This window comes from Plantactinospora sp. WMMB782 (genome assembly GCF_049179135.1).
Classification (GTDB): domain Bacteria; phylum Actinomycetota; class Actinomycetes; order Mycobacteriales; family Micromonosporaceae; genus Plantactinospora.
In genome coordinates this window covers 2524216-2540572 of the sequence record NZ_JBMHMC010000007.1, presented here as the reverse complement: position 1 = coordinate 2540572, position 16357 = coordinate 2524216, and the positions used below count along the sequence as shown (strand labels likewise).

Annotated in this window: 14 protein-coding genes and 1 pseudogene; 3 read left to right on the top strand and 12 right to left on the bottom strand. The window is 72.1% G+C overall.

Annotation, left to right across the window (positions count from 1 at the left end; translation table 11 throughout):
• Positions 1-22: 22 nt before the first annotated feature.
• The 4 genes from ACN28A_RS13665 to ACN28A_RS13650 all read right to left on the bottom strand — a co-directional run bounded on the left by ACN28A_RS13665 (position 23) and on the right by ACN28A_RS13650 (position 4179).
• Complete coding sequence (locus tag ACN28A_RS13665) at positions 23-1552, bottom strand: flotillin family protein (protein ID WP_421395505.1); 1530 nt, start codon at positions 1550-1552, stop codon at positions 23-25.
• Between the two features lie 94 nt (positions 1553-1646).
• Complete coding sequence (locus ACN28A_RS13660) at positions 1647-2168, bottom strand: hypothetical protein (protein ID WP_421395503.1); 522 nt, start codon at positions 2166-2168, stop codon at positions 1647-1649.
• A 266-nt stretch (positions 2169-2434) separates the two neighbouring features.
• On the bottom strand, positions 2435-3658 hold the full coding sequence (locus tag ACN28A_RS13655) for a hypothetical protein (RefSeq protein ID WP_421395502.1): 1224 nt from the start codon (positions 3656-3658) through the stop codon (positions 2435-2437).
• On the bottom strand, positions 3655-4179 hold the full coding sequence (locus ACN28A_RS13650; protein WP_421395501.1) for a SigE family RNA polymerase sigma factor: 525 nt from the start codon (positions 4177-4179) through the stop codon (positions 3655-3657). Before ACN28A_RS13650 ends, ACN28A_RS13655 begins: the two co-directional genes overlap by 4 nt.
• A 182-nt stretch (positions 4180-4361) precedes the next feature.
• Between ACN28A_RS13650 and ACN28A_RS13645 the strand changes: the two genes are divergently transcribed.
• Positions 4362-4889: a hypothetical protein gene (locus tag ACN28A_RS13645; RefSeq protein WP_421395499.1), complete on the top strand. Its 528-nt coding sequence runs from the start codon at positions 4362-4364 to the stop codon at positions 4887-4889.
• 98 nt (positions 4890-4987) lie between these two features.
• On the opposite strand, the gene ACN28A_RS13640 is transcribed toward ACN28A_RS13645, so the two are convergent.
• From ACN28A_RS13640 to ACN28A_RS13620, 5 genes and pseudogenes are all read right to left on the bottom strand, one after another.
• A complete protein-coding gene (locus ACN28A_RS13640; protein ID WP_421395497.1) occupies positions 4988-7291 on the bottom strand; it encodes an MMPL family transporter in 2304 nt (767 codons plus the stop codon).
• Positions 7292-7419: 128 nt separating this feature from the next.
• Positions 7420-7950, bottom strand: a pseudogene (locus ACN28A_RS13635) (TetR/AcrR family transcriptional regulator); the annotation flags it as partial.
• Between the two features lie 228 nt (positions 7951-8178).
• Complete coding sequence (locus tag ACN28A_RS13630; protein ID WP_421395495.1) at positions 8179-9684, bottom strand: alpha/beta fold hydrolase; 1506 nt, start codon at positions 9682-9684, stop codon at positions 8179-8181.
• Positions 9685-10033: 349 nt separating this feature from the next.
• Entirely contained in the window at positions 10034-10324 is a 291-nt protein-coding gene (locus ACN28A_RS13625; RefSeq protein ID WP_421395494.1) for a hypothetical protein, read from the bottom strand.
• Positions 10321-10671 (bottom strand): ArsR/SmtB family transcription factor, encoded by a 351-nt coding sequence (locus ACN28A_RS13620; protein WP_421404358.1) that lies wholly within the window; start codon positions 10669-10671, stop codon positions 10321-10323. The genes ACN28A_RS13625 and ACN28A_RS13620 overlap by 4 nt, the downstream gene beginning before the upstream one ends.
• Positions 10672-10838: 167 nt before the next feature.
• On the opposite strand from ACN28A_RS13620, the gene ACN28A_RS13615 reads away from it, so the two are divergent.
• Positions 10839-11432, top strand: a complete 594-nt coding sequence (locus ACN28A_RS13615; protein ID WP_421395493.1) for a methylated-DNA--[protein]-cysteine S-methyltransferase — start codon at positions 10839-10841, stop codon at positions 11430-11432.
• A 187-nt stretch (positions 11433-11619) separates the two neighbouring features.
• On the opposite strand, the gene ACN28A_RS13610 is transcribed toward ACN28A_RS13615, so the two are convergent.
• From ACN28A_RS13610 to ACN28A_RS13600, 3 genes are all read right to left on the bottom strand, one after another.
• Entirely contained in the window at positions 11620-13767 is a 2148-nt protein-coding gene (locus ACN28A_RS13610) for a heavy metal translocating P-type ATPase (protein ID WP_421395491.1), read from the bottom strand.
• Between the two features lie 129 nt (positions 13768-13896).
• On the bottom strand, positions 13897-14976 hold the full coding sequence (locus ACN28A_RS13605) for an inositol-3-phosphate synthase (protein WP_278065114.1): 1080 nt from the start codon (positions 14974-14976) through the stop codon (positions 13897-13899).
• A 23-nt stretch (positions 14977-14999) separates the two neighbouring features.
• The gene (locus ACN28A_RS13600; RefSeq protein ID WP_421404356.1) at positions 15000-15665 is read right to left on the bottom strand and encodes a PadR family transcriptional regulator; all 666 of its coding nucleotides are present in this window, start codon (positions 15663-15665) and stop codon (positions 15000-15002) included.
• Positions 15666-15866: 201 nt separating this feature from the next.
• Between ACN28A_RS13600 and ACN28A_RS13595 the strand changes: the two genes are divergently transcribed.
• The gene (locus ACN28A_RS13595; protein ID WP_421395489.1) at positions 15867-16334 is read left to right on the top strand and encodes a DUF5318 domain-containing protein; all 468 of its coding nucleotides are present in this window, start codon (positions 15867-15869) and stop codon (positions 16332-16334) included.
• Positions 16335-16357 lie beyond the last annotated feature (23 nt).

The following is a 16357-nucleotide window of genomic DNA, read 5'->3' as shown; positions in this document are numbered from 1 at the left end:
CGCGGCTGGACGGTACCGCGGGTCAGCTCTTCGGCTCGACCGCCTTGCCGCCGTTGGTGAGCGTGCCGTCGACAACCTGGTCGGCGCCGCCCCGGGCCGTGCCGAGCCGGGCGAGCAGCCCGGTCAGGTCGACCCCGGTCAGGTCGCTGCCGAGCTGGAGCCCCTGGGCCACGTTCGCCGCCACCGACTTGGTGAGCGAGGAGGCACCGTCGGTGGAGATGACAGTGATCTTGTCGATCGCGCCGACCGGAGCACTCGCCGCCTCGACCACCTGCGGGAGCACCTTGACCAGCAGGTCGAGCACGGCCGCCTCGCCGTACGCCGAGAAGGCCTCGGCCTTGCGGGACATCGACTCGGCCTCGGCCTGGCCCCGGGCGAGGATCGCCGCCGCCTCCGCCTGGCCCTCCCGCTCGACCGCCTCGGCGATCGCGGTACGGCGGCGCTGCTCGGCCTCACCCTCCTTGGCACCCTCGATCGCGTTCGCCTCGGCCAGTGCCGCCCGGCGGGCCCGCTCGCCCTCACCGGTCAACCGGGCCTGCTCGGCGGCGGCCTGGGCGGCGGCGATGGTGGCCTGCCGCTCGGCGTCGGCGGCCAGCACCGCCGCGTTGCGGGACGCCTCGGCCTCCTGCTCCACCTTGTACCGGGCCGCGTCGGCCGGCTTGCGGACCTCGGTGTCGAGCTGCCGCTGCTTCAGCTCGGCATTGCGCTCGGCGACCTTCTGCTGCTCGGTCAGGATCGCCTGGTCCCGCTCGGCCTGGGCCAGCGGTCCGGCGGCGGCGGACTTGGCCCGGGCCGCGTCGATCTCGGCCTGGATGCCAGCCTGCTTCAGCGCCAGGTTCCGGTTCGCCTCGGCGATCTTCTCCTCGGCCAGCAGCCGCTCCTGCTCGGCGACCTGCCGGGCCCGCGCCTCGGCGATGGCGGCGTCCTTGAGCACCCGGGCGGCTTCCGGCCGGCCCAGGTCCTGCAGGTAGGAGCCCTCGGCCAGGATGTCCTGGAGCTGGAAGGTGTCCAGCACCAGACCCTGGTTGGTCATCGAGTGCTCGGCCTCCTCGGCGACCGCGCTGGCGAAGGCCGCCCGGTCCCGGATGACCTCCTCGACGGTGAGCCGGCCGACGATCGAGCGGAGCGCACCGGCCAGTACCTCCCGGGTGAAGCTCTCGATCTCGTCCTGCTGGTGCAGGAACCGCTGCGCCGCCGCCCGGATCGCGTCCTCGGTGCCGCCGACCTTGACGATCGCCACGCCGTGCAGCTCGGCCCGGATGCCCTGCTTGCTGACCGCACCCTTGATGCTGACGTCGATCCGCCGGCTGGACAGGTCGAGCGACTGGAGCTTCTGCACCACCGGCAGGACGAAGACCGAGGCGCCGAGTACGACCTTCTGCCCGGACATGTCGGTGGACCGGCTGCCGTCGGCGCTCTGTGTCGTACGGCCCTTGCGGCCGGTGACGATGAACGCCTCGTTCGGCCCGGCGACCTTGATCCGGGAGAGCACGAAGAGGACGAGGATGAGGGCCAGGAGTACTGCTCCGCCGATGGCGACGAGGATCAGCATGACAGGCGTCCGTTCGGTGAGGGGGTTGGCGTGTGCGGTCGGCCACCCGCGCGCGCGTGGGTGGGTTCGGTCGTGCGTGGGGTGGGTCGGTGGGTCAGTAGGTCTCGACGAGAACGCTGGTCTCGGTCAGTGCCTCGACGACGAAGATCTGTGCGCCGAGCGCGATCGGTCGCTCGGCTCTGGCGTTGAGCTTCACCGGCTGGCCGCCGACCCGGACCCGTACCTCGCCGTAGCCGGTGCCGGGAATCGGGGTGACCACCACGCCGAGTGCGCCGACCAGGTCGTTGCGGGTCGGCGTGGCGTCGGTGCGCATGTCCCGGGCCGCCCGGGAGAGCCGGGCCGCGAACCAGCCGGCCGGGACCGCCGCCAGCGCGCCCAGCCCGCCCGCGGCGACGACCTGGCCGACGGTACGGCCGCCGATCAGCTCGTTGGCGATGGCCCCGCCGAAGCCGAGTACGCCGGCGAACGCGGCGATCGCCTCCAGGCTGATCGGGCCGTCGACGTCCGGGTTGCCGATGTGCGCCAACTCCGTGCCGAGCAGGGCGAGCACCAGCACCGCGACTCCGGCGCCGCCGATGATGAGGAAGATCAGAGTCCCCGCTGCCACGACTTGCAAGGTAACCGGCCCGGGCAACCTGGACGTCCGCTGAACGCGACCACCTGGGCTCCGGGCCGGTGCCGGCCGGTGGCGACAGGAGGCCGGACGTCCACAGTGGGGTGGTCCGGTTTCGGCTCGGACGCCGGCCGGTGGGCAGCGGATCGGGGCCTGGTCACCGTACCCACCCCGGCCGGACGTCCGTGCGACATTAGCCGTTCGGCGTCGGCTGTGGGTGCGGATCCATGCGGTGTCCGGGCCCTGCGTACCGGATCGTTACCCGAGGATCACCTGACCGCGACGGTGAACTCGTCGCTGCGTAGTAGCCCGGCGGGAAGTTCGACCCGCTCGTGCTGGGTCCCGACCACGTCGGCGAGCAGCGCGACAAGCGTGCCGGGCTTACCCTCGACGTCCAGATGGAGCAGTCGATCGGGCCCGACCCAGGCGACGTCGGCGCTCGGCAGTTGCCGGAGCACCCTCCCGGTGTCCGTCGAGACGAGCTGTGCCGTCGTCCGCACCTCGCCCTTGCGGCCCGCGGCATCCGTGGCCCGCGGTATCGCGCCACTTCTGGCTCCCGAGGCCGGCGACAGTACCGAGACCACCACCATCGAGCCGTCCGGAGACCACGCGGTCGAACGGAGGATGTCACCCTGGACCGGCAGGAACCGGGTCGGCATGCCGTCGTCGACCGCGAAGAGTTGCAGGCCGGATTTCCCGGCCGGCGGGTTCGCCCCGGAAAGGTCGACTATCGGGCCGGCCAGCGGCAGTGCCACCTCCTTGCCGCTCGGCAGCCAGGTGAACTGGCATGCCTGGACGCAGCCCAGCTCACGCGTCTTGAGGGGGTAGCGCTGGAAGGAGCCGTTGTCGGGAGCCAGCAGGCCGATCGAGTACACCCCGGTCTTCCGGTCCTGGAGGGTGACCAGCAGCCGGCTCCCGTCCGGTGACCAGTCGAGCGCCAGGACGGTGCCGCCGGCCCTGAACCAGCGCGGCTTGCCGGTCGCCAGGTCGTAGAGCCCGACGTCCGTCGGACGGTCGTTGCGGCGCACCGCCGCCACGCTCCGGTGCGGGCTGGCCCGGACCGCCGTGTAGGTCGCCGGCAGGCTGACGTAGCGACGGTTGGCCGGGTCGTACACCCAGGTCGGGCCGGCAGCCCCGGTCGAGCCGGCGGTCAGCAGCAGCGCGCCGCCGGGCAGCTCGACGGGGCCGCTCGACCAGTCCCCGCGGGGGGTCGGCCGAGGGGTCGGCGAACCGGTGGCGGTCGCGACCGGAGTGGTCGCCGCCGGTGGCCCGCCGACCGCCAGCGGTGGCCGCGAGTCGGGCCGCAGCCAGACGTACGGCGCCACGATCGCGCCGATCGCGACCACCGCCGCCGCCGTGGCCACCGTCTGCCGGCGCCGACGGATCCGCCGCCCCTGCGCGATGGCGGCGGACGCGAAGTCCTGCGGCTGGTGGGGAGTACCGGCCAACTCGCGTACGGCCTCCCGCAGCAGCCGATCCGCGCGCTCACTCATCGCAGTGCCTCCGCCCGCTCGGTCAGGTCCGCGAACTCCGGCACGAGTTCACGAAGTTTGCCCAGGGCCCGGGATGCCTGGCTGGCGACGGTGCCGGGGCGGCAGCCGAGCGCGGCGGCGGTCTGCTCCACCGTCTGGTCCTCCAGATAGCGCAGCACCAGTACCGCCCGCTGCCTGGGCGGCAACATCATCAGCGCGTCCCGGAGCATCATCCGGACCGCCGTCTCGTGGTCGTGCTGGGTGTCGGCGGCCGGGGGCTCCGGCACCTCGGCGTGCGGCACCTCGGCCCGCCGGCCGCGCCGCCGCCAGACCGAGACCTGGTCGTGGTAGAGGATCTGCCGGACGTACGGCTCCGCGTCACCCCGGATCCGGGGCCACCGGGCGTACGCCTTCGCCAGCGCGTTCTGCAACAGGTCCTCGGCGGCGTAGCGGTCACCGGCGAGTGCCTGGGCGACGCGGAGCAGCACATCGCCCCGCTCGTGCACGAACGCGGTGAATTCCCGCTCGGACGCCCGACCCACGGCACACCTCCCGCTGTCCTAGACGCCGCCGACCGGGAAAAGTTTGCTCCCTCCGGAAAACGCGCCGGCCAGCGGCATCACCATCAGTGACCGATACAGTCGCCGCCGGACGTGCGGGCCGGATGCGGTACCCGGACGTGCGGCGGTATGGCGGGCCGGGACGACGGGCTGGGGAGAGGGCGTTGGATCGACGGTTTGCCGACCGGAAGTGGCTGGCGGCGGTGGTGCGGGACGGTCTCGGCACCGACCGGCGGATCGACGAGCTGACCCGGCTGCGCGGCGGCACGAAGAAGGGCGTCTACCGGCTCGGCCTCGACGACCGCTCGACGGTGGTCGCGTACGTCTGGAGCCCCGACGAGAACTACTGGCCCGAGCGGCTCCGATCGGCCGGTGACGATCCGTCCGGTACCGCCGGCCGTGTTGACGACCCGGCCCGGGACGTGTTCGGGGACGCCTCCGGCAGCGAGCTGTTCGAGGCGGCCGACGCCGTACTCGTGGCGGCCGGAGTCCGTACCCCGGAGGTCCGGCACTACTCCCCGCTGGCCGTCGACGGCCTCGACGAGCGGCGACTCCGGCTCTACCAACTCGCCCAGCACCTGTCGCTGGTCGCCGGTCCACTGCGGCTGCTCGACGGGGACTTTCCCGACCGCGACTTCATGCGGGGCATCGCGGCACACCACGCCGAACGCGTACTGGCCTTCCGCCCCTGACCCTGGCCCCGACTGGGCGGGTGCCGGTCGGCGCCGGAACGGACCGTGGGCTGCCACCCCCCTCGGCAGGGTGGTGACAGCCCACGGTGACCCGTTGCTCAGACCCCGGCCGGGACCCGCTCGGACTCGGTCTCGTCGGCCAGGTGGTGGCGCAGCCGCTCGCCCTCGATGTCGACGTTCGGCAGGACCTTCGACAGCCAGCCCGGCAGCCACCAGGCACCACGGCCGAGCAGCGAGATCACCGCCGGCACGATCGTCATCCGGACCACGAAGGCGTCGATGGCCACCCCGACGGCGAGGGCGAAGCCCATCGACTTGATCACCGGGTCGTCGAGCAGGATGAAGCCGGCGAAGACCGAGGTCATGATGAGTGCGGCGGCGGTGACCACCCGGGCACCGTGCCCCATCCCGTTGATGGTGGCCTGGGTCGGGGTGTCGCCGTGCACGAAGTCCTCCCGCATCCGGGAGACCAGGAACACCTCGTAGTCCATGGCCAGGCCGAACAGGATGCCGATCAGCAGGATCGGCAGGAAGCTGACCAGCGGACCCGGTGTGTCCAGCCCGACGAGTTCACTGAGGTGGCCGTGCTGGAAGACCAGTACGGTGAGCCCGAACGTGGCGCCGACGGTGAGCAGGAAGCCCAGCGCCGCCTTCAGCGGCACCAGCACGGACCGGAACACGAGCATCAGCAGCAGTACCGACAGCCCCACCACGAGCAGCAGGTACCACGGCATCGCGTCGGCGAGCTTCTCCGAGACGTCGATCCCGATCGCCGTCTGGCCGGTCAACGCCACCTCGGTGTCGGCGAGCCCGTCGATCGGGGCGACCTTCTCGCGTACCTGGTGCACCAGGGTCTCGGTCGCCGGGTCGGTCGGACCGGTCGTCGGGATCACCGCCAGCACGGCGGTCAGCCGGTCCCGGCTCAGGTTCGGCGGGCTTACCGCGAGCAGGTTCTCGGTGCCCTGGAGCATGCCGGTCACCTCCTGGGCGACCGTGCCGGTCCGCTCCGGCGAGTCGCTGGAGACCACCAGCGCGAGCCGGTTGTTGAAGCCCGGCCCGAACCCCTCGGTGATCAGGTCGGCGGCCTCGCGTTGCGGCGTACCGTGCGGTGCGGTGCCGTGGTCCGGCAGCGCGACCCGCATGTCGGCGGCCGGCAGCGCCAGCGCGCCGAGGCCGAGCACGGCGACCAGGATCAACGGTACCCGCAGCCGGATGACCAGCCGCGCCCACCGGAACCCGAACCCCTCGGCGCCCGCGCCCGCTCCGGCGTCTGCGCCCGCGCCCGCTCCGGCGTCTGCGCCCGCGCCCGCTCCGGCGTCTGCGCCCGCGCCCGCGTCCGCTCCGGTGGCAGCGCCGGATCCGGTACCGGCGGCCGGGGCCGGCGCGGTGCGGCGCAGCCGGCGCGGCAGGATGCGCCGGCCGGCGAAGCCGAGCAGCGCGGGAAGCAGCGTCAACGCCACGAGTACGGCGACCGCGACGGTCCCGGCGGCGGCCAGACCCATGACGGTCAGGAACGGGATGTTCACCACCGCCAGTCCGGCGAGTGCGATGACCACTGTCACCCCGGCGAAGAGCACCGCCGAGCCGGCTGTGCCGATCGCCCGTCCGGCCGCCTCCTCCGGCTCCAGTCCTTCCAGCAGGTTCTGCCGGTAGCGGGAGGTGATGAAGAGCGAGTAGTCGATCCCGACCGCGAGGCCGAGCATCAGGGCGAGTACCGGCGCGGTGCTGGTCAGCTCGACGACGCTGCTGAGCGCGTAGAGGCCGGCCATTCCGGCGCCGACCCCGATCAGCGCGTTGAGCATCGTCATCCCGGCCGCGACCAGCGAACCCAGCGTCACGACCAGTACGACCAGGGCGACCACCACGCCGATCGCCTCGGTGCCGCCCACCTCGGGCACGCTGGACATCACCTCGCCGCCGTGTTCGACCCGCAACCCGGCCGCCGTCGCCGCCGAGCCGCTGCGCTCGTACGCCTCGCGCTGGGCGTCGGTGACGTCGTCGGCCCGGTCGGCGAACTGCACCTGCACCAGTGCGTGCCGGCCGTCCTGGGAGAGCGCCCCGGTGGTGAACGGGTCGAGCGCGCCGACCACGCCGGGCAGCCCGTTCGCCTCGCGCACCAGCTCGGCCACTGCCGCCTGGCGTTCCGGCGTGCCGAGCTGCTGGCCCTCCGGAGCGGCGACCACGATGGTGCCGGTCGCGCCGCTCGCCTCCGGGAACTCCTGCTTGAGCGCGTCGATGGCCCGCTGCGACTCGGTCCCGGGGATGGTGAAGTTGCTCGATGTCGGGCCCATGAACGCCGCTGCGGCCCCGCCGAGCGCGGCCAGCAGGACGAGCCAGAGGACCACCACGAGCCGGCGGCGCCGGAACGAGGTCCGGCCTAGCCGGTAGAGGACAGTCGCCATGTGTCGTTCGCTTCCTTGGTCGTCGGTCGGATCGGGGTGTCTGGTTCTGCTGTGGCGGGGGTGTCTGGTGTGGCTGGGCTGTCTGGTGTGGCGAGGGTGTCCGGGGGTGTGGCGGTGGTCCGGCTGTCGGGGCGGAGGGCGCGACGGGCGACCCTGACCAGCGCGGAGCGGAGTTCGCCCGCGTCGTCGTCGGGATGGTCGATGACGATCGCGGTGATCCCGGCGAGCAGGACGTGCGCGGCGATCTCGTCGGCCGGGTCGGCCGAGCGGCCGGCGAAGGCCGCGACCAGCCGGGCGGTCGCCGGTTGCAGGTCGGCGAAGGCGGGGTGGTCGAGCAGGTACGGCAGGTCGTGGTAGATCAACGCCACCTCGCGCCGGTACGTCACCACCAGGTCGACGAAGCCGTCGATGGCGGCTTCCCGGGCGTCGTCGTCGTGCAGCGCGGCGAGTCGGGTGTCGAGGGCGACCAGCCCGCCGGCGGCCGGAGCGACCAGGGCGAGCAGGATCGCCTCCTTGCTGTCGAAGTGGTAGAGCAGGGTGGCCTTGGAGCAGCCGACCTCGACCGCGATGTCGTGCAGGGACGTGCCCTTGAATCCCGCGTGCGCGAACTGCCGGGCCGCTACGGCCAGGATCTCGGCGCGGGTCCTGCCGCGTGCCATCGCCGTCACCTCCGCGCCCCAGCGTGCCCTGACCGTTCGGTCAGTAACTAACCGAACGGTCAGACTGTGACCCGAATAACTGAACCAACCTCACCTTGCCGCGCCACCGCCGAGGGCGGGCACGGCGCAGACCTGGACACCAGAGGCGTTACCGAGCGGCGGTGACGCCTCTGGTGTCCAGGTGAGCAGGGCGGCTGCCCCGCAGTGTGCGACGTTGGTCGGCGAAGGTCAGCGGGCCGGGACCGCGGCGGGGCGGGCTGCGGGGCAGCTGGCACCTCGGGGCGGCACGACGAGGTCGACGAGGTAGCGGTCGACCGTCCCCCGGGTGCACTCCGTTGCGGTGTAGACGCCGTGCCCGGCACCTTCGTAGCTGAGCAGCACGCCGTACCGGCCGAGTTGCCGGGTCACGTTGGTGGCCCAGTCATAGCCGGTGACCGGGTCGTGCACCGCGTTGAGCAGCAGGATCGGGCGGTCCACCCGGACCCGCAACCGGTGCTGCGGATGCTCCACCCTCGGCGCGCCGAGGCAGGACTCCACCCCGGCCAGCGCCCGTGGGTAGGGCAGGTCGGTCCCGAGCCGGGCCATCTCCCGCAGCCGGGCGGCGTACTCCCGGTAGTTCCGGATCGGCAACTCCCAGTCCTGGCAGAAGACCGCCTGCGGATCGGTCCTGGTCGCCGACCCCGGTCCGGTCGGCTCGCCACGCCAACCCGACAGCGCCGACCCCGACAGCGCCGACCCCGACGGGTCGGCCGACCCCGACGGCTTGGCCGAGGACGGGCCGGCCAGCCCGGCGATGCTCTCGGCCAGTTCGGCGTAGTGCGGCTCGTAGAGCGCGCGCGGGGCGAGGAAACCGCTCAGGGCGTACGGGGTGAGTGTCGCCGAGGGGTTGTCCGGGTCCGGTACCTCGCCACGCCCCGCCCGGCCGAGCAGGTCCGCCCAGACCGCCCGGACGTCCCGCCCGTGCAGGGCGCAGCTCCTGGTCCGGTCGCACCAGTCGACGAAGGCGTCGAACGAGTCCTGCGCGGCTGAGGTCTGTGCGTTCAGGAAGTCCCGGGTGCCGACGCTGTGGTCGAGGACGCTCTCCAGCACCATCGCCCGGATCCGGTGTGGGAAGAGTTCGGCGTAGCGCTGGCCCAGCAGGGTGCCGTACGAGCTGCCGTGGAAGGTCAGCGTCGACTCGCCGAGGGCGGCCCGTACGGCGTCAACGTCGCGGGCCATGCTCGACGTGTCGACGTGGTCGAACAGCGGCCCCGTCCGGGCCCGGCAGTCCGCCCGGAGCCGCCGGTTGTACGCCACCGTGGCGTCGAAGTCCTGCTGGTTGGTCAGCACGGGGGCCGGGCGCTGGGCCAGCAGCTCGGTCGAGCAGCGCACCGGGTTGCTCCGGCCCACTCCGCGCGGGTCGAAGCTGACGATGTCGAACCGGCCGGGCAGTTCGGAGCCGAACCGACCGGCGCCCTTGACGATCCGGTCGACGCCGGAGTCTCCGGGGCCGCCCGGACCGAAGAAGAGCGTCCCGATCCGGGTTGCCGGGTCGGTGGCGGTACGCCGGGCCAGGGACAGGTCGAACCTCGGCCCGTCGGGACGCTTCCAGTCGACCGGTACGGACAGGGTGCCGCACTCGGCGGAGCGGTCGTCCGGGCACGGATGCCACTCGACGGCCGGACCCGACGCGCCGGACGGCACGGTGGCCGCCGCGGTGGCCGCCGCGACAGCCGGAGGCGGTCCAGAACCCACCGAGGACGCCGGTCCGGCTGTCGCGGGCGGCGCGCTCAGGGCAAGGGAGGTGACGAGACCGGCCAGTACGACGGCGCTACGCCGCGGCGCGCGTCGGCCGGATGCCCCGGGTGGGGCGCCGGGAACGGATGGTTTGCTTCCGGGCAGCATGAAGTGCTGTCCTTTCTGTCGAAGGAGCGTTGCGCTGAGAACTCGCCCTCGGACGAGGTGGTGCTTCTTCCTCCTGGGCCGTCGAGTTGGCGCTCGACGGCCCAGGGCCGGCGGCCGGTCGTCCCGGCCCGGGTCACCGCGCTTCGGGTCCCGGCCCGGGTCACCGCACTTCGGTCGTCCCGGCTATCGGTCGTCCCGGCTACTCGACGTCCTTGAGCACCCGTTCGAGGGAGACCATCCGGGCCTCCATCGCGGCCAGCCGGGCACCGACCTCGGTCAACTGCCGCTCGGTGTTCTGCTGGCTCCGCACCGCCGTCTCGGCGAGCGCCTCGTACCGGTCGGCGCGGTTGGCCGCCATCCTGGCTCGCCTGGTCCGGAAGACCTGGATGACGACGGTGGTGACCACGATGATGACCAGGGCGAAGAGGCCGATCGCGCCGACCACCTCGATCACGTCGTCGCTCATGCCCGCCCAGTCGTTTCCATTCATCCCCGTGATCCCTTCTCGCTGTCCGGAGCTTCCGAAGCATCCGGATCGTTCGGAGCATCCGGGCCGTCCTGCTCCGACGGCGGCAGTGTCCGGGCTGCCGCCGCCACGGTCTCCGGAGTCAGCCGTACGTCGAATCGGTTGACCTCGTAGAACTTCATCGCCTTCCCGTCATCGGAGATCTCCAGGTGGGCCGAGACCAGACCGGCCGTCTCCAGCTTCCGCAGGTGGACCTGGAGCAGTGCCCGGCTGATGCCGAGGTCGCGGGCCAGCTGGCTCACGTAGTTGCGCCCGTGGACCAGTGCCGCGACGACCCGGATCCGGTGCGGGTTGGCCAGGGTCGCCAGCATCCGGACCAGGTCGTCACCGCTCGGCTCGGCGCGGATCACAATGAAACCCTGCACATGCCAAAGAAACTTAGCAGGTGCAGAGAAACTTTGCGATGCCGCGGCCGGGCAGCGCCCGAGCGCCGCATCCGGGTGCAGGTGCGGGTGTAGCGCGGGTGGAGAATGGCCGAATGCGTTGGACCGAGTTCGACTCGCCGATCGGGGTGCTTGCCGTCGGGGTCGACGATGTCGGCGTCTGTGGCGTGCACTTCGGACCGGTGGAGGGGGCGCTGCCCGCCACCGCACTGTCCGGGGCCGCCGACCCGGCCACCGCCGACGCGGAGACCGCCGACCCGGCCACCGCCGACCCGGCCACCGCCGACCCGGCCACCGCCGACCCGGCCACCGCCGACGCGGAGACCGCCGGGCTGCGGGCGGCGGTCGGGCAGTTGCGGGCGTACTTCGCCGGGGAGTTGACGGAGTTCGGCGTGCCGCTCTCGGTACGCCGGGGCTCGGAGTTCGAGCGGGCGGTCTGGACCGAGATGTCGAAGATCCCGTACGGCGAGACGCGCACCTACGGCCAGGTGGCGGCGGCGGTCGGCGATCCCGGGGCGGCCCGGGCGGTCGGGGTGGCCTGCAACCGGAACCCGATACCGGTCATCGTGCCCTGTCACCGAATCGTCGGGGCCGGCGGCAAGCTGGTCGGCTTCGGCGGCGGCCTGCCCCGGAAGCGGCAGCTGCTGGAACTGGAGGCACGCATCGCCTTCGAACGCGCCTGGACCTGACAGGCGCGCCGCCGACGAGCCGCCGCTGCGAACCAGCCGCGGCTGGTTCGCCAACCGCCGAGGTAGGCCGATCGCCGACGTAGGCCGATCGCAGAGGTAAGTCAGCCGCCGATGTGGACCAGCCCCGCGCACGGGCACCCGTCGGCGAACCCGGCACTCTGTGGGCCGGCCGTACCCGGCGGCGGACTCAACGTTCCTGTGGGGCCAGCCTTACCCGGCGGAGGAGTTGGGCGTTCAACGCCACCACGATTGTCGAGCCGGACATGAGTACCGCGCCGACCGCCGGGCTCAACGCGACCCCGGCCCAGGCGAACACCCCGGCGGCGAGCGGCAGCGCCACCACGTTGTAGCCGGCGGCCCAGGCCAGGTTCTGCAACATCTTCCGGTACGAGGCCCGGGACAGCCGGATGACGCCGGTGACCCCGCGCGGGTCGGAGGAGGCGAGTACCACCCCGGCGGACTCGATCGCGACGTCCGTGCCGGCCCCGATGGCGATCCCGACGTTGGCCCTGGCCAGTGCGGGGGCGTCGTTCACCCCGTCACCGACCATCGCCACCGTGGCACCCCGGTGCTGGAGGTCGGTCACCTTGTCGTCCTTGTCGGCCGGAAGCACCTCGGCCAAGACCTCGTCCACCCCCGGCCGGAAACCGAGCTTCGCGGCGACGGTCTCGGCGACCGGCCGGGCGTCACCGGTGATCATGGCGATCCGACGTACCCCCTCGGCCCGCAACTCGGTGAGTGCGTCGGCGGCCTCGGGGCGTACCTCGTCCTCCAGGGCCAGCGCGCCGAGCACGCGCGGCCCGGCGTCGTCGAGGCGTACCAGATAGAGGACGGCGGCGCCGCGCGCGGACCAGTCCCCGGTGATCCGGTCGAGACCGGCGCCGGGCCGGGCGGACAGCTCGCGCAGCAGCGCCGGCCCGCCGACGGCGAAGTCCCGCCCGTCGACGGTGGCCCGCACGCCCCGGCCGGTGAGCGATTGGAAGCCGGTGGCGGTCGCCGCGCCGCCGCGGCCGGCGGCGGCCGTGACGATGGCCCGGGCGAGCGGGTGCTCGCTCTCCGCCTCGACGGCACCGGCGAGCCGGAGTACCTCGTCCTCGGCGTCGGCCGGTCCGCCCCGACCGTCGGCGCGGTGTTCCGGGTCGGCGGCGTTGTTTTCCGGGTCGGCGGCGACGGCGGTGACGGTGTGCGCGCCCCGGGTCAGGGTGCCGGTCTTGTCGAACAGCACGGTGTCCACGGTGCGCATCCGTTCCAGCGCCAGGCGGTCCTTGACCAGGATTCCGGCCTTGGCGGCGACGGCGGTGGAGAGGGCGATGACCAGCGGGATCGCCAGGCCGAGCGCGTGCGGGCAGGCGATCACCAGCACCGTGACGGTACGCACCACCGCCTCGTCGACGTCGCCGAGCGCGGACCAGACCACGAAGGTGACCGCAGCGGTGGCGGTGGCGACGTAGAACAGCCAGGCGGCGAACCGGTCGGCGAGTAGCTGGGCGCGGCCGCTGGACTGCTGCGCCTGGCTCACCAGCCGCTGGATGCCGGCCAGCGCGGTGTCGTCGCCGACGGCCTCGATCCGGACCCGGATCGCGGAGTCGGTCGCCACGGTGCCGGCCACCACCCGGTCGCCGGCGGTCCGGGAGACCGGTCGGGACTCGCCGGTGATCATCGACTCGTCCAGCTCGGCGGTGCCGGCCACCACCTGGCCGTCGGCCGGTACCCGGGCGCCGGGGCGGACCAGCGCCACGTCGCCGATGCGCAGCTCGGTCAGGGCGACCCGGTGTACGCCACCCTCGTCGTCGACCCGTTCGGCCTCGTCCGGCAGGAGTGCGGCCAGGGCGGCGAGGGCACCCCGGGCCTGCCCGATCGCCTTCATCTCCTGCCAGTGCCCGAGCAGCATGATGGTGACCAGGGCGGCCAGTTCCCACCAGAAGTCGAGGTCGAAGGCGCCGAGGCTGGTGGCGAGCGAGGCGACGTACGCCACCGTGATGGCCATCGAGATCAGCAGCATCATTCCCGGCGTGCGGCCGCGCAGCTCGTGCACACCGCCGACCAGGAACGGCCAGCCGCCGTAGAGGAAGACCACCGAGCCGAGCACCGGCCCGACCAGCGAAATGCCGGGGAAGTCGAGCGAGTAGCCGAACCAGTCCATCACCATGTGGCTGGTGGCGACGATCGGCACGGTCAGGGCCAGGCTCAGCCAGAACTTGCGCCGGAACACCTCCGGATCGTGCCCGGCATGCTTGTCGTGCCCGGCATGCCCACCGTGCCCGCCGGGCTCGTCATGCCCGTGTTGCTGGTGGTCGTGTTGCTGGTGGTCGTGCTGCTGGTGGTCGTGCTGCACGACAGATCACCCCCTCGGAGAACGAATATACCCCCCGGGGGTAATACGGCAAGCGGTTCGGCCGGACAGCACGGAAGCGGGGTCGGACCTAAGACGGTCCGACCCCGCTTGGCGCAGGTGTCGTGGGGCTCAGCGCTCGATGGTGCCGGCGATGAAGTTCTCGACGGCCTGGTGGGCGTCGTGGTCGGCGTACTGCTCCGGCGGCGACTTCATGAAGTAGCTCGACGCGGAGAGGATCGGGCCGCCGACGCCCCGGTCCAGGGCGATCTTCGCGGCCCGGACGGCGTCGATGATGACCCCGGCCGAGTTCGGCGAGTCCCAGACCTCGAGCTTGAGTTCGGCGTTCAGCGGTACGTCGCCGAACGAGCGCCCCTCCAGCCGGATGTACGCCCACTTGCGGTCGTCCAGCCACGGCACGTGGTCCGACGGCCCGATGTGCACGTCACCCTTGTTGATCTCGTGCGGGATCTGCGAGGTGACCGACTGGGTCTTCGAGATCTTCTTCGAGACCAGGCGGCTGCGCTCCAGCATGTTCATGAAGTCCATGTTGCCGCCGAAGTTGAGCTGGTACGTGCGCAGCAGCTCGACTCCCCGGTCCTCGAAGAGCTTGGCCAGCGCGCGGTGCACGATTGTCGCGCCGACCTGGCTCTTGATGTCGTCGCCGACGATCGGCAGCCCGGCGTCGGTGAACTTCTGCGCCCAGGCCGGGTCGGAGGCGATGAACACCGGCAGCGCGTTCACGAAGGCGCAGCCCGCCTCGATCGCGGCGGTGGCGTAGAACTTCGCCGCGTCCTCGGAACCGACCGGCAGGTAGCAGACCACCACGTCGACCCGGGCCTCGCGCAGCGCCGCCACGACGTCGGCCGGCTCGCGGTCGGACTCCTCGACGATCTCCCGGTAGTACTGGCCGAGACCGTCCAGGGTCGGGCCGCGCTGCACGAGCACGCCGGTCGGCGGTACGTCGCAGAGCTTGATGGTGTTGTTCTCGCTGGCGACGATCGCCTCCGCGAGGTCCATGCCCACCTTCTTGGCGTCGACGTCGAACGCCGCTACGAACTCCACGTCCGAGACGTGGTAGTCGCCGAAGGTGACGTGCATGAGACCCGGGACGCGGTCGTTGGGGTCGGCATTGCGGTAGTACTCGACGCCCTGGACCAGGGACGAGGCGCAGTTACCCACACCGACGATGGCGACGCGGACGGAGCCCATCGCGTTTGCCTCCTTTGTGTTCATCACGGCCGCTCCGACTCGTTCCTGGACCGTCCAGGCTCGTTCCTGGACTGCCCAGGCGGAGGCGGGATGTTCTCTTCTGACGATCCCGGGGCGGTGCCCGGGGTGGACCCATCCGGGGTCCGGCCGGAGCGCTCGTTGGCGATGAGCTCCTCCAACCAGCGGACCTCTCGCTCACAGGCGTCGAGTCCGTGACGCTGAAGTTCGAGCGTGTACGCGTCGAGCCGCTCGGCCGCCCGGCTCAACACGTCGCGCAGCCCCTCGCGTCGCTCCTCCACCTTGCGGCGCCGACCTTCCAGGATCCGGAGCCGGGTCGCCCGGTCGGTACGGGCGAAGAACGCGAAGTGCACCCCGAACCCGGTGTCCTCGTAGCTCTCTGGACCGGTCTGGGCGATCAGTTCGGCGAACCGTTCCTTGCCCTCCGCGGTGATTTTGTAGACGACCCGCCCCCGGCGGCTGGTCAGCGCCGGGATCTCCTCCGCGCCGGCCGGTGTCTCGGCCGCCTCGGTGATCCAGCCGGCCGCCTGCAACCGACGCAGGGTCGGATAGAGCGAGCCGTAGCTGATCGCCGCCCGGATCGCCCCGAGCTTGGCGGTGAGCTCCTTGCGGAGTTCGTAGCCGTGCATCGGGGACTCCTGCAGGAGACCGAGGATGGCGAGCTCGAGCACGAGCACCCCTCTCTCCGCATCTCCGTGGGACCCCGGCGGCTTCCCGCCGTTGGGAACCCGTTCACCGGGTCGATGTATCGGCCCGATACATCGCACCGTAGACCCTCCGGGCCGACGAGGCAAACCCCCGCACGGCACAGGTTTGATCACAGTCAGTGACGAGAGTCGCCTCGTCCGGCCGGAGCCAGTACTCTTCTGCCCATGCGTTCGCAGCGCCAGGTCGTCGACTACTCGCTACAGAAGCGAGCGGTGCTGCGTGAGGTGCATTCGGGCCGGGTGGGGACGTACGAGGTGTGCGACGCCTCGCCCTACCTCAAGAACGCCGCCCGGTTCCACGGCGAACCGACCGAGACGCTCTGTCCGGTATGCCGGCGGGAAAATCTGACCCACGTCCACTACATTTACGGCGATGAACTCAAGCAGTCGGCCGGTCAGGCCCGCACCCGAGCGGAGTTGTCGGTGCTGGCGATGACCCTGCGTGAGTTCCAGGTGTACGTGGTGGAGGTGTGCCGCGGCTGCGACTGGAACCATCTCGTCGAGCAGTTCCTGCTCGGCCGGGACGGCCTCGCCGCCGACGACGGTGTCGGCGCCGCCGAGCCGGCCGCCGGTGCGGCCGTGGCCGCGTCGACCGGCACTTCGGTCAGACGAAGGCGTGAGGCGCGCCGGTGACCTCGACTCGTTCCCCGGCCTAT

Coding starts and splice junctions, on each gene's coding strand:
- ACN28A_RS13625 (WP_421395494.1), bottom strand. CDS start 10,324: ATGAATGGAAACGACTGGGCGGGCATGAGCGACGACGTGATCGAGGTG.
- ACN28A_RS13620 (WP_421404358.1), bottom strand. CDS start 10,671: ATGCTGGCGACCCTGGCCAACCCGCACCGGATCCGGGTCGTCGCGGCA.
- ACN28A_RS13640 (WP_421395497.1), bottom strand. CDS start 7,291: ATGGCGACTGTCCTCTACCGGCTAGGCCGGACCTCGTTCCGGCGCCGC.
- ACN28A_RS13615 (WP_421395493.1), top strand. CDS start 10,839: ATGCGTTGGACCGAGTTCGACTCGCCGATCGGGGTGCTTGCCGTCGGG.
- ACN28A_RS13605 (WP_278065114.1), bottom strand. CDS start 14,976: ATGGGCTCCGTCCGCGTCGCCATCGTCGGTGTGGGTAACTGCGCCTCG.
- ACN28A_RS13665 (WP_421395505.1), bottom strand. CDS start 1,552: ATGCTGATCCTCGTCGCCATCGGCGGAGCAGTACTCCTGGCCCTCATC.
- ACN28A_RS13595 (WP_421395489.1), top strand. CDS start 15,867: ATGCGTTCGCAGCGCCAGGTCGTCGACTACTCGCTACAGAAGCGAGCG.
- ACN28A_RS13655 (WP_421395502.1), bottom strand. CDS start 3,658: ATGAGTGAGCGCGCGGATCGGCTGCTGCGGGAGGCCGTACGCGAGTTG.